This window comes from Nitrospira sp., assembly GCA_016873435.1.
Lineage (GTDB): Bacteria > Nitrospirota > Nitrospiria > Nitrospirales > Nitrospiraceae > VGXF01.
The window spans coordinates 47,127-70,712 of record VGXF01000006.1; the positions used below are offsets into that span (position 1 = coordinate 47,127).

Consider the following 23,586-nt stretch of genomic DNA (forward strand, 5'->3'; position numbering starts at 1 on the left):
GACCCGTGACGCTTACACGCACCCCGCGGCGCGTCACGCACAGGAATTCGTCAATGTGAAGGAACCGAGTCGACGAACTAGCGGAGAGACGGAGGGCCGCGGGAGGAAATTGCGAAAGGAACGATGCTGAGCGGTTCGCTAACAACGACCGGCGCAGCCGCACCGATCGGATTCAGCTCAACCCGAAAGACAACCGCCGTGCCTTCGAACACCTGGCCGGCAGAGCACACCCACGAACACAGCGAGGTGGCGTGCGTTGCGGCCTTGTGTGCAGCGTGGTGGCCGGCATGCGCGACGATCTGCGGATAAGCCAGCCCGCTCAGGAGCAGAAGACAAACCGCCAAGCCCACAGCAACCGTTTTGAACCCGCCGCGTGACAACATCGACTGGAATACTAATGAGGCGCTCCGCCGCTGTCAAGCAATCGCACCGGTGGGATTTTGCTCATCCAATAAGGTATACTGCCGTGAAATTTTGGAATTTCTGATGCTCACGCGCGTCCTCAATATTCTGTTTGGCAGCAAAAACGACCGGGAAATCAAGGCACTCCGGCCGATCGTCGAGCAGATCAACGCGCTCGAACCGTCCCTGTCGCCGCTGTCCGACCAGGCGCTTACCGACAAGACCCAGACCTTCAAAAAGCGGCTGGCTGACGGCGCTACGCTGGACGACCTGCTGCCCGAGGCTTTCGCCGTCTGCCGCGAGGCCGGCAAGCGCCGCCTCAACATGCGGCACTTCGACGTGCAGTTGATCGGGGGCATGATTCTGCACAAGGGTCGCATCTCAGAAATGAAAACCGGCGAGGGCAAGACGCTCGTCGCCACTCTCCCGATTTATCTCAACGCGCTCGCCGGGCGCGGTGTGCACCTCATCACCGTCAATGACTATCTGGCCAAACGCGACGCGCAGTGGATGAGCCAGCTCTATCACAGCCTTGGCCTCTCGGTCGGCATTATCCAGCACGACGCCTCGTTCCTCTACGACCCGGCCTACGACGCGTCTGATAAACGCCTCCAGCACCTGCGCCCCTGCACGCGGCAGGAGGCCTACCACGCCGACATCACCTACGGCACAAACAACGAATTCGGGTTCGACTACCTGCGCGACAACCTGATCGTCCACAGCATCGACCAGTGCGTGCAGCGCGAGTTGAACTTCGCCATCGTGGACGAGGTGGACAGCATCCTGATCGATGAGGCTCGGACACCACTCATCATTTCAGGCCCCACGGAAGAGACTACTGACCTCTACCACCGCGTCAACAGCATCATCCCCCAGCTCAAGATCGAGCGGGATTACACGATCGAAGAGAAAACGAAGACGGCCGCGCTCACTGAAGATGGCAACGCGCGCGTGGAGAAATTGCTCGGCGTGGACAATCTCTACGACCCGGTCAACATGGACCAGGTCCACCACGTCACCAAGGCACTGCAGGCCCACGCGATTTACAAGCGCGACGTCGACTACGTGGTGAAGGACGGCGAGGTCATCATCGTGGACGAGTTTACCGGCCGCCTCATGCCAGGCCGCCGCTGGAGCGACGGACTACACCAGGCCGTTGAGGCAAAGGAAGGCGTCAAGATCGAGAACGAGAACCAGACACTCGCCTCTGTCACCTTTCAGAACTATTTCCGCATGTACAACAAGCTGGCGGGCATGACCGGCACCGCCGACACAGAGGCGCCAGAGTTTGCCAAGATCTACAACCTCGACGTGAACGTCATCCCGACCAACCGTGCGATGATCCGAAAGGACTTTGCGGACATTGTCTACCGGACCGAGAAGGAAAAGTTCACCGCCATCGTCGAGGAGATCAAGGAGTGCCATAAACAGGGCCAGCCGGTCCTCGTCGGCACCATCTCCATCGAAAAATCAGAGCGCCTCGCCGGCTTTCTCAGCCGCCAGGGCATCAAGCACAACGTCCTGAACGCCAAGTACCACGAGAAGGAGGCGGAGATCATTGCGCAGGCGGGCCAGAAAGCCGCCGTGACCATCGCCACGAACATGGCCGGCCGTGGCACGGACATTCTGCTCGGCGGCAATGCGGACTTCCTCTACAAGCGGTTCCTCTATCAGAAGGACAATGAGAACCTCCCTGAGGAGCAGAAAAAGGCCACGTTCGAGCAGATTGCGAGGACCTGCGACGAGGATCGCAAGGCCGTAATCGCGGCGGGCGGCCTGCACATCCTCGGCACGGAGCGGCACGAGAGCCGCCGCATTGATAACCAGCTCCGCGGCCGCGCGGGTCGGCAGGGGGATCCGGGTTCCTCGCGCTTCTACCTGTCGCTGGAGGACGATCTGATGCGCATCTTCGCCTCCGAGCGCGTCTCGCAGATGATGCTCAAGCTCGGCATGGAGGAAGGCATTCCCATTGAGCACGGCATGGTCACGCGCGCCATTGCCAACGCGCAGAAGAAGGTCGAGGCGCACAACTTCGACATTCGCAAGCAATTACTCGAATATGACGACGTGATGAGCAAGCAGCGCGAGGTCATCTACAAGCATCGCCGTGCCATCCTCGCTGGCAAGGACTTGTCGGATCAGATCGGGCACATGGCCGTGCAGGTGACTGATTCATTGCTTGACGTCCACTGCCCGCAGGAACAGTACCCAGAAGAATGGGATTTCCACGGCCTTGTCGAGTCCGTGCACAGTCAGTTCGGTCTCACGCTCGCGCACGGCGAGAGCGGTTCCGGCTCCCTCAAAGAATTGAAGGAAATGGGTTACGAGGCGCTCAAACAGGATTTGCACGAGCGCGTAGAGAAGACCTACAAACAGAAAGAATCCGAGCTCGGCCCGGAACTGCTGCGGCAACTGGAAAAGATGGTCATGCTCCAGGTGATCGACCACCATTGGAAAGATCATTTGCTGAGCATGGACCACCTGCGCGACGGTATCGGCCTGCGCGGCTACGGGCAGAAGGACCCCCTCATCGAGTACAAGCGCGAGGGCTACGACATGTTCGCGGCCATGATGAGCCGCATCAAGGGCGACGTGCTGGATCGACTCTTTCACATCCAGGCGGTCCGCGGGGAGGCCCCGCCTGTGCCACGTCCCACCGCCCCGCCGCGTCTGACCCTCAACCTCGGCGAGAAGGAATTGCAGCCCCAGGCCGCAGTCCATCGTACCGCCGACAAAGTCGGCCGCAACGACCCCTGCCCGTGCGGATCGGGGAAAAAATACAAGAAATGCCACGGGGCGTGAGCGTACGGCCTGGGCGTAGTGGGCTTGCTTGTGGGCTCGCCAAGCGTACACGCGGGACTCATTCGAAATTGCATTGAAGCGGCCGGCACGCGCTCGATGCGCGCAGTTGGAGCACGCCCACAGCTCAGCGACTTAATTGGAAGACCGGGGCGGAAAAGGTCCGGTGCGTGTCTAGAAAAGAGCTCGTTTAGGTCGCGCAATTAGCCATCACAAGGCATCGCGGCCGTATCGTGATAGATGTCCCTTCTCAGTTGGCAGGCGGGAGAACGGAACTGATTCTTCCGAGCCGTGACGGTTTTCTCCTCAGTGCTAACCGCCAGTTGCGCCATCGGAGTCCCGATAAAGTGATCCCCGTCGCTCCAACGGATCAGCGAACTGCTTGCCGGAAAGCCGGAGCCCAAACCACGCTTGTACCGCCGTGGCTCAAGATGACCGTGGTCGTGTAGCCGCTCTGACTATTCTTGCCGTTATCCTGATCCCGCAATTTCGTTAACCCGCGAACCACACTGCGTGCAAAAGAACAGGTGCCAGGAATGATTGGGACACTTTCTGGCACCTTCCTCGTTGTGCGGTAGTCGGCTATTTTTTCACAATTTCGAGCAGTTCGACTTCGAAGACTAGCGTAGCGCCGGGCTTGATCGTTGGCGGCTGCCCGCGGTCGCCATAGGCCTGGTTGGAGGGGCAGACCAGCCGGCTCTTGCCGCCGACCTTGATCTGCTGCACGCCCTCGGTCCAGCAGGGAATGACCCGCTGCAAGGGGAACGTGGCCGGCTCGCCGCGCTGCACGGAACTGTCGAATACCGTGCCGTCGGTCAATGTGCCGTGATAGTGCACTTTGACGGTGTCTGAATCCTTCGGCGCGGCGCCCTTCCCTTCCTTCAGTACCGTGATGACGATGCCGGACGCCGTTTTCGTCGAACCCTTCTCGGACGCCGCCTTGGCCAGGAACACCTCCCCGGCCTTCTTTTCCTTGTCTGCCAGCATGGAGGCGCGGGCCTTCTGAAGCTGCTGGACCTTCGGTCCGAAGGCCTGAACGTCCACCTTGGCCTTGCGGTTTAGCACGCCGTCGGTTATGCCCGCCTTGACGAACTCCAGTTCACCCTCGCTCAAACTGAAGGTCGCCAGCGACTGACTGATGGCGAGCCCGAGCGCATAGAGGGTTTTCTGCTCGTCGTTGGTGGGATCCGCGGCAAACAGGGAGGAGGCTCCCAGGCAGACGACGACGGACAACACGGCAGCAATGATACGCATGGACATCCTTTCGTGTAAGGGACGTGATATCGAATGGCATTGCACGACGGGCGCTACCCTAAGCCAGTCGTGCCGGCGGCTTCAATAGAAATGTGCTTGGGGGAAAGAGCCCGCGGCAGTACCCATACTTAAATGGTTTGTGACGCCGGTTGAGAGATCAGTCCGAAACCGACTTACGATGCAAAAAGATCTGCCACTGGTGTTCCTGCTGGTCGCGTGGCGCAGGCAGATGCTCAATGCAGTCCACGCGGATCAACCGGTCGCCGAAATCCGCGTTCATCAACTCGCAGTGATGCAGTCGCTCCGCACCCTGATTCACATAGGGGCGGAAATGCGTGCAGGTAACGCACATCTTGGCCGTCGGAGTCTCGCCGCAGTCCTGGATGGACTTGGTGAGCTTGACAAGGGTTCGTAGCAGCGTTTCCTGTTCTTGGTCGGGCAGCAGCTCGATGGCCCGGAGCAGAAAATCCGGCCACCCCATGACTTGCTCGGCCCGACGCCGGCCGCGCACGGTGAGCATAACCGTAAAGACCCGTCTGTCTTCCTCTGTCCTAAACTTGCGCAGCAGACCCCGGCGGGTGAGCACGGCAATGACGTCTGACGCGGTTGGCATGCTGACGCCAAGCATCTGTGTGATGGCGGAAACCGTCGCACCGTGCGAGGGCTGCTGGCGAAGAAAATTGAGAATCTGTGCCTGCAAGGGGCTGATGCGCCGTGAGAATGCGTCGCGCCAGAGGCGGCGCTTGAGCGATACGCTGACTTTGCCCAATGCAGAAGCCAGCCGGTGCGGCAGGGGGTCGGTCGTTTTTTCAAGTACACTCTTGTCCACGACAGGCTCCTTCTTTTTAGGACTACAAACTTTACCCTACAATATTCCAGATCGCTGGTAAATCCACTCCGGTTGCAAGGTCTTTAATCTTGACTTGCTCGGACTTCGGCGGATAAGGTAGCTCTCTTTTTATAGGCCTAAAGCACTATGGCGGCCCATACGCAACAGACTGATTTTGCTCAGATTGGTTCCCCCGACACGGTATCGTCCATCGTGGATGAAATCCGCGCGGCGGGGCCGATCCCCTTTGCACGTTTTATGGAGCTAGCGCTCTACCATCCGGCGTCTGGCTACTATATGCGTACGAGGGATGCGAACGGCAACCAACTGACTGCCAGTAATTCCGATGCCGAACATCTAATCGGCTGGTCCGGCGATTACTATACTGCCCCAGACGCCCATCCCATCTTCAGCCAGGCGCTCGCGCGCCAGGTGGACCAAATTGATACAGGCATGGGCCACCCTGTTTCTTTTACCAGTGTCGAGATGGGTCCGGGCAAGGGATTGTTAGCCCGCGATCTATTGGCGACTTGCGAGCGGCAATTTCCCAACCTCTTCGCTCGTCTGCACTGCATACTGATCGAACGCAGCCCCACGATGCGGGAAGCCCAGCGCCAACATCTGGCGCCATGGGTGGCCTCCGGACACGTCTCGTGGCAGGATGATCTGCGCACGCTGTCGGCCAACAGCGTGACAGGCGTTTTTCTTTCGAACGAACTGGTGGATGCCCTCCCAGTGCATCGCATCAAGATCGTAAACGGGACGCCTGTGGAATTATACGTGGCCTGGCGCGACGACTGCTTCGTCGAGCAGGTAGGCCCTCTTTCCACGCTCGCCCTGTCCGACTACGTGAATCAACTGGCCGCGATGGACGTCGCGCTACCGGAAGGCTATGTGACGGAGATCAATCTGAATGCCCTTGCCTGGATGCGCGATGTGGCGCGGGCACTTGGCCATGGCGTGGCGATCACGATCGATTATGGCCACACGGCCCAGGATCTTTACGGTCCCGACCGCGCGCGGGGGACTCTGCTCTGCTACGCCAAGCACCAGGCTTCGAAAAATCCTTATGTCCGTGTGGGGCAGCAGGACATCACCGCGCATGTGGATTTCACCGCGCTGGCCGCAGCCGGCGAGGAGGCGGGCCTCCACGTGACCGGCTTCACGAACCAGATGAGTTTTCTGATGGGGCTCGGCGCAGAGGACCTGTTCGCCTCACTTGCACCGGACTCCGCGGAACTGCGCGCGGCCATCCGGCTGCTGCGTCCAGACGGGATGGGCCGCACGTTCAAGATTCTGATCCAGCACAAGGGCATCACGGCGCCGGCGCTGGATGGGCTTCGCCATAAACCATTTTTCGGCTCTGTGCTGGCGGGCGCAGGGCAGAACGTCAACCGTCCCCCGTCAGGTGGGAAGCAGAAAGAATCCGGCAAATCCAATGACGAATAACGAGTGCCGAGATCCCTATGGGTAACGAGTCGGTTCCTTTAAATTATATCCCGATCCTGTTTTTCATCGCGGTCGCGCTGGTTTTCGGCGTGGTATCGCTGCTGGCTGGCTGGGTCGTCCGTCCAAGCCGCCCCTACCAGGCCAAGCTCAAGACCTACGAGAGCGGCAGCCCGCTTTTTCAAGATGCGCGCGTGCAGTTCCCGATGCGTTATTACATCATCGCAATGCTGTTCGTGATCTTCGACATCGAGTTCGTGTTTCTCTATCCGTGGGCTGTGGAATTTCACAAGCTCGGGCTGGTGGGATTGGTTGAGATGGTGGTCTTCATCGGTATTCTGCTTGTGGGGTTCTGGTATGCTTGGAAGAAGGGCGCGCTTGAATGGGATTAGAGCAGAGGTCATGGGCGATGGACTATAGGGTGGAACGGACTTCCGGCCCCTTAGTCAGGACCCACCGCGTATTGTCTGGGAGTTATTAATGAGCATGCTGGAACGGCAGTTTGAGGCGAATATCATCACGACGAATCTCGACGCGCTCGTGAACTGGTCGCGGAAGTCGGCCCTATGGCCAATGACCTTCGGCCTGGCCTGCTGCGCGATCGAGATGATCGCGGCTGTCTCTTCGCGCTACGACATCGACCGCTTCGGGGCCGGCGTCTTCAGGGCCTCGCCTCGGCAGTCGGACCTGATGATCGTCGCCGGTACCGTCACGCGAAAGATGGCCGAGGTGATCCGCCGCATCTACGACCAGATGCCGGAGCCGCGCTACGTGATCTCCATGGGATCCTGCGCCACATCGGGCAATCACTACAACAGCTACAGCGTCGTCCAGGGCGTGGACCAAATCGTGCCAGTGGACGTCTACGTCCCGGGCTGCCCGCCCCGACCTGAGGCACTGCTAGATGGTTTACTCAAATTACAGGAAAAGATTCAGCGGGAAAAGGTCTTTGTGAAGTAAGAAGTAAGAATGCTAAGCGATGAACTGAATTCTCTGTCGTTTGTACTTTAGCCTTCAACGTTCAGAGCTAATTTATGCATCCGGTCCTCGACATACTCAAGGCGCAGTTCCCCGACGCCGTCCTGTCCGTCAACCAGGACAAGAACCACGGGGATCTCTCCGCACGTGTGACGGCCGCTCGCATGCTGGACATTGCGCGGTTCCTGCACGACGAACCGCGCCTGGCCTTCGACCACATCACGGACGTCTGCTCGGCCGACTATCCCGACGACCCCGAACGCTTTGAGGTGATCTACCATCTGCTTTCCCTCTCCTATGGCGTACGCCTGCGCGTGAAAGCGCGCGTGACCGAGGACCATCCGGCGATTGCCTCTGTCGTCAGCGTCTGGAAGGGCGCCGATTTCATGGAGCGCGAAACCTACGATATGATGGGGATTCAATTTTTAAGGCATCCCGATCTACGCCGTATTCTCATGCCGGAGGACTACAACGAGGGGTGGCCGCTGCGGAAGGATTTTCCCGCTGAGGGGAAAGGCTGGCGCGGTAGCTTCTCCTTCCTGCCCAAGATGGACGAGCCGGTGGGCGAGATTCCCCAGGTGGAAGTGTCCGAGGAGAGGAAGAAAGTCTATTTGGCTGACCGCGGCGTGTCATCGACCCATCGCACAGAAGAACTGCTGCTGAATATGGGCCCGCAGCATCCGAGCACGCACGGCGTGCTACGCGTCGTGCTCGAACTGGACGGCGAGCGGGTTGTAAAAGCGACGCCCGATCTGGGCTATCTGCATCGCGGCGTGGAAAAGCTCTCCGAGGGGCTGACCTATATGCAGATCATCCCCCACACGGACCGGCTCGACTACGTCTGCTCGATGACGAACAACTACGCCTACGTCCGTGCCGTTGAGAAACTGCTCGCACTCACGGTACCGGAGCGGGCCGAGTACATCCGCACGGTCGTGGCGGAGATGCAGCGCATCATCGGGCATCTCTTCTGGCTCGGCACGCAAGCGCTCGACATCGGCGCGATGACGGTCTTCTTCTGGACCTTCCGCGAGCGCGAAGTCCTGCTCGACATGTTCGAGAAGCTCTGCGGGGCGCGGCTCACACTCAACTATTTCCGCATTGGCGGCGTGGACAGCGACTTCACGCCCGACCTGGTCCAGCGATTAAATGCGTTTCTCGACACGTTTGAAGAGCATGTCCGCGAGTACGATTCGCTGATCGCCAACAACCGCATCTGGATCGGCAGAACGAAGAATGTCGCCGTGATCTCGGCCGAAGATGCGATCAACTTCGGTCTGACCGGCCCGCCTCTGCGCGGCTCCGGCGTCAAGTACGATGTGCGCAAGCTGGAGCCCTACGGGGCCTACGACAAGGTGGAATGGGAGGTGCCCGTTGGCAAGAATGGCGACACCTACGACCGGTACTGGATCCGTATGGAGGAGATGCGGCAGAGCGCGCGCATCATCCGACAGTGCCTCGCGCAGATGCCGCAGGGGCCGATCGTCGCTGACGCACCCCAGATCATCCCGCCGCCCAAGGCCAACGTGATGCGGGACATGGAAAGCCTTATCCACCACTTTATCATCTTCACGCAGGGCTTCAAGCCCCCAAAGGGCGAAACCTACTGCGCGACGGAGGTGCCAAAGGGTGAGCTGGGATTTTTCATCATCAGCGACGGCAGCCCGCGGCCTTATCGTCTGAAAATCCGCGCCCCTTCCTTCGTGCACATGGGCGCCTTCGACCACATGGCTCGGGGCTATTTGATTTCGGATATCATCACGATCTTTGGCACCTACGACATCGTGATGGGGGAATGTGACAGATGAAAATTTGGAATTATCAGTTTTGACTGATAAATTTTAAATGGTCGGTAATTCACAGTTCGTCATTGAACGTTTAAAATTTGGATTGTGAACGCGCTATGTTGCAGGACAAATACACAGCTGAAATAGCCGACATTTTGTCACGCTACCCGGTGAGGCGATCAGCGCTGCTGCCCCTGCTTTATCTCGCGCAGCGCGAGCAGGGCTACGTGACCGAAGCGGCAATGAAAGAGATCGCGCAGATTCTGAAATTGACGCCACCCCAGGTCTACGAGACGATCACGTTTTACACGATGCTGAATCTTAAGCCGGTGGGCACGTTTCACATCCAGGTCTGCAAATCGCTCATGTGCGCCCTGGTCGGCTCCGACACGCTAGTCGGCTGGTTGCATGCGAAACTCGGCATCAAGCCGGGACAGACAACTTCGGACAAACTGTTCACGCTGAGTGTAGTGGAATGCCTCGGCGCCTGCGGCACCGGGCCAATGATGCAGATCAACGACGACTATTACGAGCGGCTGACGGAGACGAAGGTGGATCAGATCCTCCAGGATTTGAAAACGACCGGCGCCTGCCCGCTCAAAACCGGGCCCTTTCTGTGGCCAGCGCCCGAAAAGCGGGGCGCGTGAAGCGGTATGCATATCTCGTTGTTCGCAAGCAGGAAATCCACACTGTCTAACGCTCCGCGCTTCACAAGCGACGCTGCACGAGATTAAGCGATGGCCACGTACGAACTTGTTCTTTTAAAAAACATGATGCAGCCCGGCTATGCGGGCTCGCTCAAGGATTACGAGAACGCCGGTGGCTACCAGGCGCTAAAGAAAGTCCTGGGCAAGATTGCGCCTGGTGACGTCACGCAGACGGTTATGAAGTCCGGCCTGCGTGGGCGCGGCGGCGCGGGCTTCCCGACCGGCGTAAAGTGGAACTTCCTCCCCAAGGATTACAAGGGCCCCAAGTACCTCTGCTGCAACGCGGACGAGAGTGAGCCAGGCACCTTCAAAGACCGCCAGTTGATGGAACGGGACCCCCATCAAGTTCTGGAAGGTATCATCATCGCCTGCTACGCCATCGGCGCAGAGACGGCCTATATCTACATCCGCGGCGAGTTCGTCCTAGGTTCGCAGATCCTCGACAAGGCCGTGGCTGAGGCGCGTGCCGCCGGCTATCTGGGGAAAAACCTTCTCGGTTCCGGCGTGAACATCCAGATCCACGTGCATCGGGGGGCCGGCGCCTATATCTGCGGTGAGGAGACAGCCCTGCTGGAATCGCTTGAGGGCAAGCGCGGCCTGCCGCGGGTCAAGCCGCCCTTCCCGGCCACCTCCGGGCTGTACGGCAAACCGACGGTGATCAATAATGTCGAGACGTTGGCCAACCTGCCGCACATCATCAACCGCGGCCCCGACTGGTTTGCGTCTATCGGCTCGCCGCCCAAGAGCACCGGCACGCGCATTTTCTGCGTCAGCGGCCATGTCAAGCGGCCGGGCAACTACGAACTGCCGATGGGCGTGACGCTGCGCGAACTGGTTTATGAACACGCGGGCGGGATGCGCTCCGACAAACCGCTCAAGGCGTTGATCCCCGGCGGGGCCTCCGCACCGTTCCTGACGCCCCAGCACCTGGATGTGAAGCTGGACTTCGAATCCGTCGCAGCGGCCGGATCGATGCTTGGCTCTGGCGGCGTGACGGTCATGGAGGAGGGCACAAGCATGGTCTGGGCCGCGCTACGCCTAACGGAGTTTTTCTATCACGAGTCCTGCGGCAAGTGCAGCCCCTGCCGCGAAGGCAGCTCCTGGCTCACGCAAACGCTCCGCCGGATCCTGGCCAAACGAGGCCGGATGGAGGACCTTGAAACCCTAACACAGTTGTGCCAGAACATCGCCGGGCGGACGATCTGCGCCTTCGGCGATGCCGAGGTGTCACCGATCATGAGCACCCTTCAACACTGGCGGCACGAGTACGAGGAACTGATCCGCGAGGCCGAGGCGCACCGGGAGAAGGAACTCCCAATAGCAGAAGCGAGGCACTGAAGATACCCATGACTCCGACGACAGCCGCAGAGACAGTCCGGCTAACGATCGACGGGCAGACCGTCACGGTCCCAAAGGGGACACTCGTCATCGAGGCCGCGCGCCAGGTCGGCGTGATGGTCCCGCATTTCTGCTATCATCCGAAACTGGCGCCGGTCGCCAACTGTCGCATGTGCCTCGTCGAGGTCGAGAAGGTGCCAAAGCTCCAGACCGCCTGCAGCACGCCGGTAGCTGAGGGCATGGTCATCCGCACGGCCACGACCGTCGTCAACGAGGCACACAAATCCGTCTTGGAGTTCATCCTGGCCAACCACCCGCTGGACTGCCCCGTTTGCGATCAGGGAGGCCGCTGCGATCTTCAGGACTACTCGCACCAGTACACGCCGACGACAAGCCGCTTCATCGAAGTCAAGCGCGTCTACCAGAAGGAATATTTTAGCCCGCTGATCGAAAAACAGATGAACCGCTGCGTGCAGTGCCAGCGCTGCGTACGCTACTGCGACCAGGTGATGGACGTGAATGCGCTCGCCCCGATCAACCGCGGCACGATGACCGAGATCAAGTCGTTCGCCGATCATCCGTTGGACTGCGAGTTCTGCGGCGGCTGCGTACAGATCTGCCCAGTCGGCGCGATCACGAGCCGGCTGTCCATGTACGAGTTCCGGCCCTGGATGCTCAAGCGCGCCGAAACGACCTGCGCCTACTGCGGCGACGGCTGCTCTATTACGCTGCAAACGAAGGGCAACGATCTCATTGAAGTCATGTCCGCGCAGGGCGTAGGCCGTAACAATGGCGACCTCTGTGCGCGCGGTTTCTTCGGCTATCACGTCAGCACGCACGCCGACCGGCTCAAACATCCCCTGATCCGCCGAGACGGCAAGCTGGTCGAAACGACCTGGGAAGAAGCGCTTGAGTACGTAGCCGAGAACGCCATGCGGATCAAGATGGCGCACGGTGGGCAGGCTTTTGCCGGCCTCATTGCCTCCCGCTGCACAAACGAAGAGCTGTATGTATTCCAGAAGTTCATGCGGCTCGCCATCGGCACCAACAAGCTCGACAGCAGCGCCCGCTACGGCCACGTCAATGGCGTCCGCGCACTGCGCCACGTGCAGGGTACGCACCGGTGGACCGTCACCTTCGAGGACATCGCGAAGGCCGAGGCGCTCCTCCTTGTCGGCACGAACGTCACTGAGGCCAACCCGATCACCGGACTCAAGGTCAAGGAAGCGGTAAAGAAGAACCTCGCGACGCTGATCACCATTGAAGCGCTGCAACCGGCTATCGGCACGATCAGTAACATCGCCAATCTTTCGGCACACCACTTCGGCACGCATCCCGACCGGTTCCATGCCGTAGCACTTGGCCTGATCAAGGCGCTGATTGAAGAGAATCTTGTTGCCAAGCCGCTCGTGCAGCGCGCCCCGGCTTTTGTGAAAGCCATCGGCGACGCGGTGAAGACGCTCACCTGGCCGGCGATCGAACGGGAGATCGGCTCGCCGGTTGCCGCAGTGAAAGACGCGGCTCGCGCGTTCCAGAAAACCAGCCGCGCCGTTATCCTCGTCGGTCCCGGCGTCCTGCGGCAGCCCGGAGGCGCGGGCCTCATGACTACGCTGCTCGACCTCCTATTGTTGAGCGGCCATCACGGTCTCGCCGGCTGCGGCGTGGCTCCGCTGGCTGAGGAAAACAACGACCAGGGTGCGATCGAGATGGGCGCAACGGCGGAGTACCTGCCCGGCCCGGCTGAGTTGGGCGATCCAGCCGCGCGCCAGCGCCTCGCGCAGCTTTGGAAGGAAGAGCCGGCGAACGCGCCAGCCCGCACGCTGCTGGAAATTCTCGACGAGGCCCGCGCTAGTACGGTCAAAGCGATGTTCGTCGTCGGCGAGAATCCGGCCGGCTCGTTGCCCCCCGCCGCGAAATCGAAAGAAGCGATGGAGAAACTCGACCTCCTTGTTTGCCAGGAACTATTCCTGACTGAGACGGCGGCGCTCGCGCATGTCGTCCTGCCCGCCTGCTCCTACGCTGAGAAGGATGGTACATTTACCAATTCCGAGGGCCACGTGCAGCCAGTGCGGCGCGCGATCGAGCCGCTAGGCGAGAGCCGCCCCGACTGGGAAATCCTCTCCGCCCTGTCCGTCCTGATGGGAGCTCCGCTTGAATACGGCGACGCGAAGGAGATCACAAACGAGATCCGCAGCCTGATCCCCGGCCACGGCCTGCTCGGGGCCGGCCCCACACCGCCGAAGCCGGATGACGCGACGGTGACGAAATATTTGACCGAGGGCTTCCGCGCCGATCTGTCGGCGCGCTATGCGCTGTCCAAAACAGACTGGCCGGCCGGAGAGTTCACGCTCGTCTCGCAACAAAGCCTCTTCCACTCGGGCAAGTTCTCGACTCGCTCGAAAGGTTTGCTGCAGATTCAATCCACTGGCTCGCTGGCGTTGAATTCAACGGATGCGGCTAGGATGGGGCTGGCCGATGGCGGGCGCGTGCGCCTGTCGAACCAGCAGGGCGAGATGACGACTACGGTCAAAACGCAGGACCGCGTCCCCGAGGGCATGGCGGTGTTTCCCGAACATTTTGACCAGGAACTGCGCCACCTCACGGGCATGGCGGTCGATCCACAGACCGGCGTGCCCTATTGCAAAACGGTGCGCGTGAGGATTGCCAAAGCGTAGGAGTTTTTCTTTCAGGAGGATGTCGTGGCTGAACTGGCGTTGAAGATGGCATTTTCGCTGGCGCAGATCGCTGTCGTGATGGGCGTCATCATGCTGACCGTGATGGTCCTCACGCTGGCTGAGCGCAAGGTCCTCGGCTGGATGCAGGACCGGATGGGGCCGATGGAGGTGGGACCCTACGGCGTGCTGCAGCCGATCGCCGACGGATTGAAGCTGTTCTTTAAGGAAGACATCGTGCCCGCCGGCGCGAACAAGTTTCTCTTCAGCCTCGCGCCGATCCTGGCGCTGGTGCCGGCCCTGATTGGCTTTGCCGTCATCCCCTTCGGTCCTGATACGACAATAGAGCTGTTCGGCCAGACGTTCAACCCCTTCATCATCAGCGACATCAACATCGGTATTCTCTACATCCTGGCCTTCACCTCCATCGGCGCCTACGGCATCATCCTGGGCGGCTGGGCCTCGAACAGCAAATACTCGCTGCTGGGCGGGCTGCGGTCGGCCGCGCAAGTCATCAGCTACGAGTTGAACGTCGGCCTAGCGATCGTGGGCGTGCTGCTGCTGGCCGGCTCGCTGAGCCTCGTGAAGATCACGCAGGCGCAGGCCGGCTGGTTCTGGAACTGGTACATCTTCGCGCCGCCCTTTCCGCAACTGCTGGCCTTCGTGGTCTACGTGATCTCGGCGGTGGCCGAAACCAACCGCGTGCCCTTCGACCTGCCAGAGGCAGAGAGCGAACTGGTGGCGGGCTTCTTCACTGAGTACAGCGGGATGCGGTTTGCGTTCTTCTTCATTGCGGAGTACGCCAATATGATCATGGTCTCCTGCATCGCCGCGGCGCTGTTTCTGGGCGGCTGGAACGCGCCCTATCCGGGTACCGCGCTGGCGCGGTTGGGCTTCGAGCAGTTCGCCTGGGTCGAAAACGTCGTCTGGTTTGCGGCCAAGGTTTATTTTTTTCTATTCCTGTTTTTCTGGCTGCGCGCGACGCTGCCGCGACTGCGGTACGACCAGCTCATGCGGTTCGGCTGGAAGGTGATGCTTCCGATCGCACTGGGCAACATTCTGGTCACATCCATTGCAGCCTACCTGTTCCCCCGGGGGTAGTTTAAGACGCGAGGCCCGGAGTTCGAGGCGAAAGGAAAGACCAGGAGATGCGGACACTTAAAGCGTGGTTCAAAACCATCGTCTTCTACGAGATTCTCGTAGGCATGGCTGCCACGATGCGCCATCTGCTGCACTACAAACCCATCACGATTCAGTACCCGCACGAGAAGCGCGTGCTACCGGACAGTTATCGCGGCATGCTGGCGCTTCTGCGCTACGACGACGGTACCGAGAAGTGCGTCGGCTGCGACCTCTGCGAGGCCGCCTGCCCGTCGCGCGTCATCCGCGTCGTGAGCGGCGAGGTGCCAGGCGAGCCGACCAAGCGCTACGCGAAGGAATATTACATGGACATGACCCGCTGCCTGTTCTGCGGCATGTGCGTGGATGCCTGCCCGGTAGACGCACTAGGCATGACGCGCGAATACGAGTGGGCTGTCTACGATAAGCGAAACTTATTGCTGAATAAGCAGCAGCTCCTGGCCATCGGCGACCGCTCCTATCCGATGCGCGAGAAGCGGCTGGAGTTCCAGCATTCGAACGTCGCCTTCTTCAACGTCGCGTTCAAACAGATCCCCCAAAAGGAGAGCTGACCGCGTGGCCCAGCTCTTCTTTTTTTACTTCGCCTGCATCATCGTGCTGACCTCCATCCTAGTGGTGGCGCTGAAAAACCCTGTCTACAGCGCCCTGTCGCTGCTGATCATGTTCTTCCATGTGGCTGGCCTCTACGTCATGCTCCACGCGGAATTCGTAGCCGCCGTCCAGATCATCGTCTACGCCGGTGCGATCCTGGTGCTTTATCTCTTCGTCGTCATGTTGCTGAATCTCCACCGTGAAGATCGCTACCACGGGCAGTTGCCCGTCGGCGCATTATTGGGCGTGACGCTATTGACCGAGGCCGTGCTGCTCCTCGCGCAGCGGAAGGACACTGGCGCGCCCCCAGCACCCGACTTGACCACGGCAGTCGAAGGCAACACGGAGGCTATCGGTGATTTACTGTACTCGACCTATGTCTTCCCATTTGAAGTCGCGTCGTTGATTTTGCTGGTCGCCATGATCGGTGCGATCATCCTGGCCAAGCGGGACCTCCTCACAAGGCGCGCGCCATGAAGCAAGAAGTATCTCTCGCAAAACACGAGACGCCTTTTCGGCAAAACATGCGATACGCGCGACGAGATCCGAGGATTTAGACATGATTCCCATTTCCTACTACCTGATCCTGAGCGCGATCGTGTTCATCACGGGCGTGGTGGGTGTGCTAATCCGTCGGAATATCATCATCATTCTGCTGTCAGTGGAATTGATGTTGAATGCCACGAACATTAATTTCGTCGCCTTTTCGAATTATTTCCAGAACGTGTCGGGACAGGTTTTCGTCTTCTTCGCACTAACTGTGGCAGCCGCGGAGGTGGCGGTGGGCCTAGCCATCATCATCGCGCTCTATCGCAGTAAGGCCAGCATCAACGTGGACGATTTCCAGCTGATGAAATGGTGATCTTGTACTTATGAAGGTTCACCGATGATTGATGAACTGAGGAAGATGCGAAACAAAGAGATGCCAAGTCTTGCGTTTACCATAGCTCATCCATAGTTCATAGTTGACCCTATGGATTACATTCTCATTCCCTTGCTCCCGTTCACAGCTTTTCTGATCCTCGGCCTCTTCGGTCACTGGATTACGCACAAGGCGCACCTTGTCGCGGTACCAGCCGTAATCGTCTCCTTTATTCTGTCCGTCCTAGCCTTTGTGCAGGTTGCGAACGGCCACCCCATATCCGTGCCGCTCTACACGTGGCTGACCTCTGGTGACCTACGTATCGGCCTCGGCATCACAATTGATCCCCTGACCGCTTGCATGCTGATCCTCGTTACAGTGGTCAGCTCGCTCGTGCATATCTACACAATTGGCTACATGCACGGCGAAAAGGGCTACGCACGGTTCTTTAGTTACATCGCGCTCTTCACCTTCTCGATGCTCATGCTGGTGCTGGCGGACAATTTCCTTCAACTGTTCGTCTTCTGGGAGGCGGTCGGCCTTTGTTCCTATCTTCTGATCAGCCACTGGTACGAACGCCCCTCGGCCTGCGCTGCAGCGACCAAAGCCTTCATCGTCAACCGCGTAGGCGATTTCGGCTTTATGCTCGGCCTGCTGCTTGTCTGGTCCTCCTTCGGCTCACTGGAATACCGGCACGTCTTCGCGCTGGCGGCCGATCTTGCTGGCGAGACGATAAATCTCCTGCGCCCCTTCGGCGGCGTCTGGGAAGTGTCCACACTGACTCTGATATGCCTGTTGCTCTTCACGGGTGCGGTCGGTAAGTCGGCCCAGGTGCCACTACACGTCTGGCTGCCGGACGCGATGGAAGGTCCCACACCGATCTCGGCCCTGATCCATGCCGCTACGATGGTGACCGCTGGCGTTTTCATGGTCGCACGGCTCTCTCCTCTCTATAATCTCTCCCCTGTGGCCATGGACGTAGTTGCCCTTGTGGGCGCCGCGACCATGCTGCTGGGCGCAACGATCGCGCTGACGCAGACCGACATCAAACGCGTGGTAGCCTATTCGACCGTCAGCCAGCTCGGCTACATGACGATGGCCTGCGGGCTCGGCGCCTACGCGGCTGGCATCTACCACCTGCTCACGCATGGGGCCTTCAAGGCCCTGCTGTTCCTTGGCTGCGGCTCGGTGATCATCGCGCTGCATCACGAGCAGGACATACGCCGCATGGGCGGCTTAAAAGACAAGCTCCCCGTGACCTACTGGACCTTTGTGATCGGCTCGCTGGCGCTGGCCGGCTTCCCGCTGACCTCTGGCTTCTTCAGCAAGGACGAATTGCTGGTGTCGGCCTGGGCGTCCGGTCCGCTGGGACAGATCCTGACGGTCTTCGGGCTGCTGACCGCGATGATGACGGCCTTTTACAGTTTCCGGCTAGTCTTCGTAACTTTCTGGGGAACCTATCGGGGTGAAGCGCTTGACCACGGGCAGGGACATGAGCACGGACACGGCGGTTCGCATGAAATCCACGAGCCGTCAAAGACGATCACCGTTCCACTGCTGATCTTATCGGTGCTGTCCATTGTCTCCGGCTATTTCGGCATCTTCGAGTTCCTGTCGCCGGCGATCCCCGGCCCAATTGCTCACGGTGAAGGGCACCAGGGCCAGGCCGGCATTATTATTATGGTGGTGGCCACGCTGATGAGCCTGACTGGCTTCGCCGCGGCATATTTTGTTTACGTAAAATCGCCAGGCCTGCCCGATCGTCTGGCTGCCCAGTGGCAGACGCTCTACCGGCTCTCACTTAACAAATGGTTCGTAGATGAAGTCTACGACCGGACCTTCGTGCAGCCGACCTTTACGCTGGCCGACCGGCTGTGGCGGCACGTGGACGTGGCGGTCATCGACGGCGCGGTCAACGGCGTGGCGCGCGCCATTGCCTGGTGGGGCTGGGTGATGCGGCTGTTCCAGAGCGGACAGACGCAACACTATGCGCTTGGTATGACGCTGGGTGCCGTACTGATTTTGACCCTCTATCTTCTCTTATAGAAACAGGCAATGGGCAAGAGAGTCTTGGCAATAGGCGATGGGCGATGGGCGATGGGTCGGTATGTCCGTCCTGCCAATAGTCTATCGCCTACAGCCCCTGGCCTATGGCCCCTGGTCTGGAGCGAAGCGACATGAGCGACGCGATGCTCCAGACCGGCGGATTCCCCTGGCTGACGACGATCGTCTTCCTACCGCTCGTGGGCGTCCTGCTGCTGCTGTTTGTCAACAAGGCAGCGCATCAGACGATCCGCTGGATTGCGCTAGGCGTCTCACTGGCCGATCTCATCGTTTCGCTCCCGCTCTGGTCGCTCTTCGACTCCTTCACGCCCCGCATGCAGTTCGTGGAGCACGCGAACTGGATTGCGTCGCCGGCGATTAACTACAGCGTCGGCGTGGACGGCATCAGCCTGCCGCTCGTCCTCCTGACAACGGTGCTGTCACCCTTCTGCATCCTCTGCTCCTGGAAGGCGATCGACACCCGCGTTAAGGAATTTATGGCCGTGCTCCTGATTATGGAGACCGCCATGCTTGGCGTCTTCGTTGCGCTGGACTTTGTGCTCTTCTACATTTTCTGGGAGGCGATGCTGATCCCGATGTACCTGCTAATCGGGGTTTGGGGGGGACCGAACAGGCTCTACGCGGCGATCAAGTTCTTCATGTATACATTGGTCGGTAGCGTGCTGCTGCTCGTCGCCATCATCATGCTCTACTTCAAGGGTGGCCAGACGTTCGACATCCTTCTGTTGAGCCGCGTCGAGTACACGTCAAAGTTGCAGAACTGGCTGTTTTGGGCCTTTTGGGCCGCCTTCGCCGTGAAAGTGCCAATGTGGCCGCTGCACACCTGGCTCCCCGACGCTCACGTGGAGGCGCCGACCGCGGGCAGCGTGATTCTCGCAAGCGTGCTGCTCAAGATGGGCGGGTACGGGTTTCTGCGTTTCACGCTGCCGATGCTCCCTGACGCCACCGTCACCTTCACGCCGGTCATGGTGGTGCTGTCGCTGATCGCAATCATTTATGGGGCCTACATGGCGCTCGCGCAGGCCGATCTGAAGAAACTCATCGCCTATTCCAGCGTGAGCCACATGGGCTTTGTGACGCTTGGCATCTTCATGTTGAACGCGCAAGGCATCGAAGGCGCGATCATGCAAATGGTCAACCACGGCATCACAACCGGCGCCCTGTTCCTGTGCGTCGGTGCGATCTACGAGCGCACGCACAGCAGGCAAATCACCGACAACGTGGGCCTTGCAGGCCTGATGCCGCGCTACGTGACCGTTCTCGTCATTTTCAGCCTGTCGTCGCTCGGATTGCCCGGCACGAACAGTTTCGTCGGTGAATTCCTTGTGCTGGCTGGCACCTTTTTCTGGAGCAAATGGATTGCGACCATCGCCTCGCTGGGCATTATCCTGGCAGCAGCCTATCTCTTGTGGATGCTGCAGCGCGTGGCCTTCGGCGTGCCCAACCCTGCTCATGTTTCGCAGCTGCACGACCTCAACCTGCGCGAGATGGTGACGATGGTGCCGCTGGTCGTGCTGGTTTTCTGGATCGGGCTCTATCCGAATCCGTTGCTGGTCAACATGCACGCGAGCGTGAACGGATTGATCGAACGCGTGGACCTGGGAGACTTCGAGATGGGGCAGGACACGCCGGGCATGCCGACCGTCATGCCCGCGCCGGGGCCCCCTACGGCTGAGCTAAAGTCCGCCAACGTCCACATGCGTGATTACACCACCATACTGCCGTTTGTCAGGTGAACTGACAATGCCGCTCGCCGATCTGATTGCTATCCTGCCCGAGCTGATCGTGATCGGTGCGGCCTGCCTTGTCCTGGCGCTCGATCCGATCACCCCGCCCTCACGAAAAGACTGGCTGGCCTGGTTCAGCGTGGCCGCGCTCGCAGCCTGCGCGCACTTCACAATATCGCGTATGGGCACGTCGGTATCCGCCTTCAGTGATCTGGTGATCCTCGATCCCTTCTCAGGATTCTGGAAGCTGCTGCTCTATGGCGTGAGCGGATTCACCATTCTCCTGTCGCTGGCTTATTTAAAGGCCGAACGGCTGAACCTTGGTGAATACTACGGCTTTATCTTATTGTCACTGGCCGGCATGATGGTCATGGTCTCCGCGGCGGACCTTTTGACTATTTATCTTGGCATGGAGCTGATGTCACTCTCGCTCTACATCTTAGCTGGATTCAAGCGCTTCGAAGCACGGTCGCTGGAGGCCTCGGCCAAATACTTTGTCCTCGGCGCCTTCTCGTCGGGCATGCTGCTCTACGGCATCTCACTGCTTTACGGCGCGTCCGGAAGCACACACCTCTCCACGATTGCCATGGCCATCACGACCCGCGGGCTGGACGATCCGATGCTGGCCCTGGCTATGACACTCTTGGCCGTCGGTTTCGGCTTCAAGATCGCTGCCGTCCCGTTCCACATGTGGACGCCGGACGTCTATGAGGGCTCGCCCACGTCGGTGACGGCCTTCATGGCCGTAGCGTCGAAGGCCGCGAGCTTCGCGGCGTTCCTGCGTGTATTCGTAGACGGCCTTGGCGGCCTGAAGGCCAACTGGTCCTTCCTGTTCCTGCTGCTCTGCTTTGCCACACTGCTCCTGGGCAACCTCGTGGCCATCGTGCAGACCAACATCAAGCGCATGCTCGCCTACTCGAGTATCGCTAATGCTGGCTACGCGCTGATCGGCGTCGTGGTCGCTGGCTACGTACCGGCCGATCGCGAGGCCCAGGCCTTCGGGCTCTCCAGTGTCATGCTTTATCTGGTCGTCTATGCCTTTATGACGCTCGGCGCCTTTGCGGTGATCGCCATGGTGCGTAAGAATGGCGTCGAGAACAACGAGATCGAAGATTACGCGGGCCTGGCCAAGCGGCAGCCAGTGGCGGCTTTCCTGATGCTGGCTTTCATGGCCTCGCTAGCTGGCATTCCCCCGACTGCCGGCTTCATTGGAAAATTCTATCTCTTTACGGCAGCCGTTCGGGCTGATCTCGTCTGGCTGGCCGTCATTGGCGTGCTCTTCGCCGCCATTTCGGCCTACTACTACCTGCGCGTCGTGATGGTCATGTACATGCGCGAGCCGGAGACGGCCGGTGGGCAGCTGGCGCTCGTGACCTCGCCGGCTCTAACAGTCGCACTGGCTTGTGCCCTGGCCGGCGTCGTAATCTTTGGCCTCTTCCCCAATCCCCTCGTTGCCCTTGTCATGCAGGCCGTCCTGGGAATGCGGTAAGCCGGAGCATATGGTGGTCGGGTGATGGGCAATGAACCGTGGCTAGCATTGACCATACGCCATTGCCCATCGACCATGAAAGTTTTCAGGCACTCTGTCGTCATGTGCCTCCTCTAGGTCTACTACTCGCCCTCGCTCTTTCTCTACAGCGCTGATGTGGTCCACCGGCCGCAACAAGAACGCAACCAGAAATCAGTGCTGCGTACTGGGTTTTCTGAGGACGGCCCGGTCTGACCGTTCACTTTTAAGTTTTCACTTTTTACTTTCCGCGCGCGTATACTGCTGGTATGTGCACACGCCTGCTGCAGACCGTCTGGTTCAGCCTCGCCATCTTGCTGTCGTGTTCGGGCGACGGCGCCGCGCAGGTGATCAAGGGCGGGACGCCTGCGTGCAAGACCGTGGCCCTGACTTTCGACCTCTGCCCAGTCCGACAAGGTACGGGTTACGACGCCACGTTGATCGACTACTTGGTGGCACATAAGATCCCGGCCACCTTCTTCGCCTCGGGCAACTGGATCAAGAAGCACGATTTGGAAATGAAGCGCCTCCTCGCCGTACCCTTTTTTGAAATGGGCACGCACGGCCAGGTCCATGCGCATCTAGCTTCGCTGGACGAAGATCATCAGCGGGCTGAAATCGTTCAGGCCGTGGACCTGCTCCGAACGCGCTATCACCAGACCGCAATCCTGTTCCGCCCTCCCTACGGCGAATTCAACGATATGACTATCGAGGTGGTAAAGAAACTGGGGCTGCAATTCATTCTCTGGAACGTCATCTCGGGCGATCCTGATCCCGCGCTGTCGTCTGAAAAAATGCTGGCACACCTGACCGCCGCGACACACAGCGGCAGCATGATCGTGTTTCATGCGAACGGAAAAGGGAGGCAGACCCGGACGGTTGTGGAATCCCTCGTCCAGGAAGTGCTTCCGAAACAGGGCTTGAGGCCCGTGACTGTGACGGAACTGCTATCCTGCACGCAACCATGACGATCCGGCCCTATCAAGAGAGCGACCGTTTGGCCGTGGTAGCCATGCTGGCCTCCTCGGAGCCGTGGAAGAAACTGGGCTACACGGATGCAGACTGGAAGAAACTCCTCGATCCGATGCCGGCGGGACGCGAAGGGTTTGTCATCGAAGCGAACGGAGCGCTGGCCGGCTTCGCCCTGCTACGGCCGAAGTTTCTTATGGGTGATTATCTGGAACTGCTGGTTGTCGCACCGGCGGTCCGCGGGAAGGGTCATGGCCGTGCGCTCCTGGCCTACCTTGAAGGACTGGTATTTGCCCGCGCAAAGAACCTCTTGGCCTGCGTGTCTGATTTCAACACGGAGGCACGGGCCTTTTACAAAAAACAGGGGTATCAGGAAATCGGGCCTATGCCAAATTTGCTGATTTCTGGCTCAGCGGAGATTCTGCTCAGGAAGACGGCAGGATCAACACGGGGATAACGTCACACGTCAGTCATTTTTTGTAAAACTCCTAAACTCCTCAAATGACGCATAACC

The 23,586-nt window shown here is 59.6% G+C and carries 20 protein-coding genes; 17 read left to right on the plus strand and 3 right to left on the minus strand.

Going from position 1 to position 23,586, the window contains the following annotated elements; translation table 11 throughout:
* Window positions 1-77: 77 nt before the first annotated feature.
* Window positions 78-383 (minus strand): hypothetical protein, encoded by a 306-nt coding sequence (locus FJ248_05295; protein MBM4120300.1) that lies wholly within the window; start codon window positions 381-383, stop codon window positions 78-80.
* A 103-nt stretch (window positions 384-486) separates the two neighbouring features.
* Here FJ248_05295 and secA point away from each other — a divergent pair, with 103 nt between their 5' ends.
* Window positions 487-3,204, plus strand: coding sequence for a preprotein translocase subunit SecA (secA, locus tag FJ248_05300; GenBank protein MBM4120301.1), 2,718 nt, complete (start codon window positions 487-489; stop codon window positions 3,202-3,204).
* Window positions 3,205-3,783: 579 nt separating this feature from the next.
* On the opposite strand, the gene FJ248_05305 is transcribed toward secA, so the two are convergent.
* Both FJ248_05305 and FJ248_05310 read right to left on the minus strand, forming a co-directional pair.
* Complete coding sequence (locus FJ248_05305; protein MBM4120302.1) at window positions 3,784-4,455, minus strand: FKBP-type peptidyl-prolyl cis-trans isomerase; 672 nt, start codon at window positions 4,453-4,455, stop codon at window positions 3,784-3,786.
* A 157-nt stretch (window positions 4,456-4,612) separates the two neighbouring features.
* On the minus strand, window positions 4,613-5,284 hold the full coding sequence (locus FJ248_05310) for a winged helix-turn-helix transcriptional regulator (protein MBM4120303.1): 672 nt from the start codon (window positions 5,282-5,284) through the stop codon (window positions 4,613-4,615).
* Between the two features lie 147 nt (window positions 5,285-5,431).
* Here FJ248_05310 and FJ248_05315 point away from each other — a divergent pair, with 147 nt between their 5' ends.
* The 16 genes from FJ248_05315 (at window position 5,432) to FJ248_05390 (ending at window position 23,529) form a co-directional block, all read left to right on the plus strand.
* A complete protein-coding gene (locus tag FJ248_05315; GenBank protein ID MBM4120304.1) occupies window positions 5,432-6,733 on the plus strand; it encodes a class I SAM-dependent methyltransferase in 1,302 nt (433 codons plus the stop codon).
* Between the two features lie 17 nt (window positions 6,734-6,750).
* Window positions 6,751-7,122, plus strand: a complete 372-nt coding sequence (locus FJ248_05320) for an NADH-quinone oxidoreductase subunit A (GenBank protein ID MBM4120305.1) — start codon at window positions 6,751-6,753, stop codon at window positions 7,120-7,122.
* 88 nt (window positions 7,123-7,210) lie between these two features.
* Window positions 7,211-7,690 carry an NADH-quinone oxidoreductase subunit B gene (locus FJ248_05325; protein MBM4120306.1) on the plus strand — a complete coding sequence of 160 codons (480 nt, stop codon included), beginning with the start codon at window positions 7,211-7,213 and terminating at the stop codon, window positions 7,688-7,690.
* A gap of 74 nt (window positions 7,691-7,764) precedes the next feature.
* Window positions 7,765-9,516, plus strand: coding sequence for an NADH dehydrogenase (quinone) subunit D (gene nuoD / locus FJ248_05330; protein ID MBM4120307.1), 1,752 nt, complete (start codon window positions 7,765-7,767; stop codon window positions 9,514-9,516).
* A gap of 95 nt (window positions 9,517-9,611) precedes the next feature.
* Window positions 9,612-10,142 carry an NADH-quinone oxidoreductase subunit NuoE gene (gene nuoE / locus FJ248_05335; protein ID MBM4120308.1) on the plus strand — a complete coding sequence of 177 codons (531 nt, stop codon included), beginning with the start codon at window positions 9,612-9,614 and terminating at the stop codon, window positions 10,140-10,142.
* Between the two features lie 90 nt (window positions 10,143-10,232).
* Window positions 10,233-11,540 carry an NADH-quinone oxidoreductase subunit NuoF gene (nuoF, locus tag FJ248_05340; protein ID MBM4120309.1) on the plus strand — a complete coding sequence of 436 codons (1,308 nt, stop codon included), beginning with the start codon at window positions 10,233-10,235 and terminating at the stop codon, window positions 11,538-11,540.
* Window positions 11,541-11,548: 8 nt separating this feature from the next.
* Window positions 11,549-14,215 carry an NADH-quinone oxidoreductase subunit NuoG gene (nuoG, locus tag FJ248_05345; GenBank protein ID MBM4120310.1) on the plus strand — a complete coding sequence of 889 codons (2,667 nt, stop codon included), beginning with the start codon at window positions 11,549-11,551 and terminating at the stop codon, window positions 14,213-14,215.
* A 45-nt stretch (window positions 14,216-14,260) separates the two neighbouring features.
* A complete protein-coding gene (gene nuoH / locus FJ248_05350; GenBank protein ID MBM4120311.1) occupies window positions 14,261-15,313 on the plus strand; it encodes an NADH-quinone oxidoreductase subunit NuoH in 1,053 nt (350 codons plus the stop codon).
* Between the two features lie 47 nt (window positions 15,314-15,360).
* A complete protein-coding gene (gene nuoI / locus FJ248_05355; protein ID MBM4120312.1) occupies window positions 15,361-15,903 on the plus strand; it encodes an NADH-quinone oxidoreductase subunit NuoI in 543 nt (180 codons plus the stop codon).
* Window positions 15,812-16,420 (plus strand): NADH-quinone oxidoreductase subunit J, encoded by a 609-nt coding sequence (locus FJ248_05360; GenBank protein MBM4120313.1) that lies wholly within the window; start codon window positions 15,812-15,814, stop codon window positions 16,418-16,420. The genes nuoI and FJ248_05360 overlap by 92 nt, the downstream gene beginning before the upstream one ends.
* 82 nt (window positions 16,421-16,502) lie before the next feature.
* Entirely contained in the window at window positions 16,503-16,805 is a 303-nt protein-coding gene (gene nuoK / locus FJ248_05365; GenBank protein ID MBM4120314.1) for an NADH-quinone oxidoreductase subunit NuoK, read from the plus strand.
* A gap of 111 nt (window positions 16,806-16,916) precedes the next feature.
* The gene (gene nuoL / locus FJ248_05370; protein ID MBM4120315.1) at window positions 16,917-18,851 is read left to right on the plus strand and encodes an NADH-quinone oxidoreductase subunit L; all 1,935 of its coding nucleotides are present in this window, start codon (window positions 16,917-16,919) and stop codon (window positions 18,849-18,851) included.
* A 131-nt stretch (window positions 18,852-18,982) separates the two neighbouring features.
* A complete protein-coding gene (locus FJ248_05375) occupies window positions 18,983-20,605 on the plus strand; it encodes an NADH-quinone oxidoreductase subunit M (GenBank protein MBM4120316.1) in 1,623 nt (540 codons plus the stop codon).
* 1 nt (window position 20,606) lies between these two features.
* Window positions 20,607-22,085, plus strand: a complete 1,479-nt coding sequence (locus FJ248_05380) for an NADH-quinone oxidoreductase subunit N (protein MBM4120317.1) — start codon at window positions 20,607-20,609, stop codon at window positions 22,083-22,085.
* Window positions 22,086-22,372: 287 nt separating this feature from the next.
* Window positions 22,373-23,071, plus strand: a complete 699-nt coding sequence (locus tag FJ248_05385; GenBank protein MBM4120318.1) for a hypothetical protein — start codon at window positions 22,373-22,375, stop codon at window positions 23,069-23,071.
* Window positions 23,068-23,529, plus strand: a complete 462-nt coding sequence (locus FJ248_05390; protein MBM4120319.1) for a GNAT family N-acetyltransferase — start codon at window positions 23,068-23,070, stop codon at window positions 23,527-23,529. Before FJ248_05385 ends, FJ248_05390 begins: the two co-directional genes overlap by 4 nt.
* Window positions 23,530-23,586: the final 57 nt, after the last annotated feature.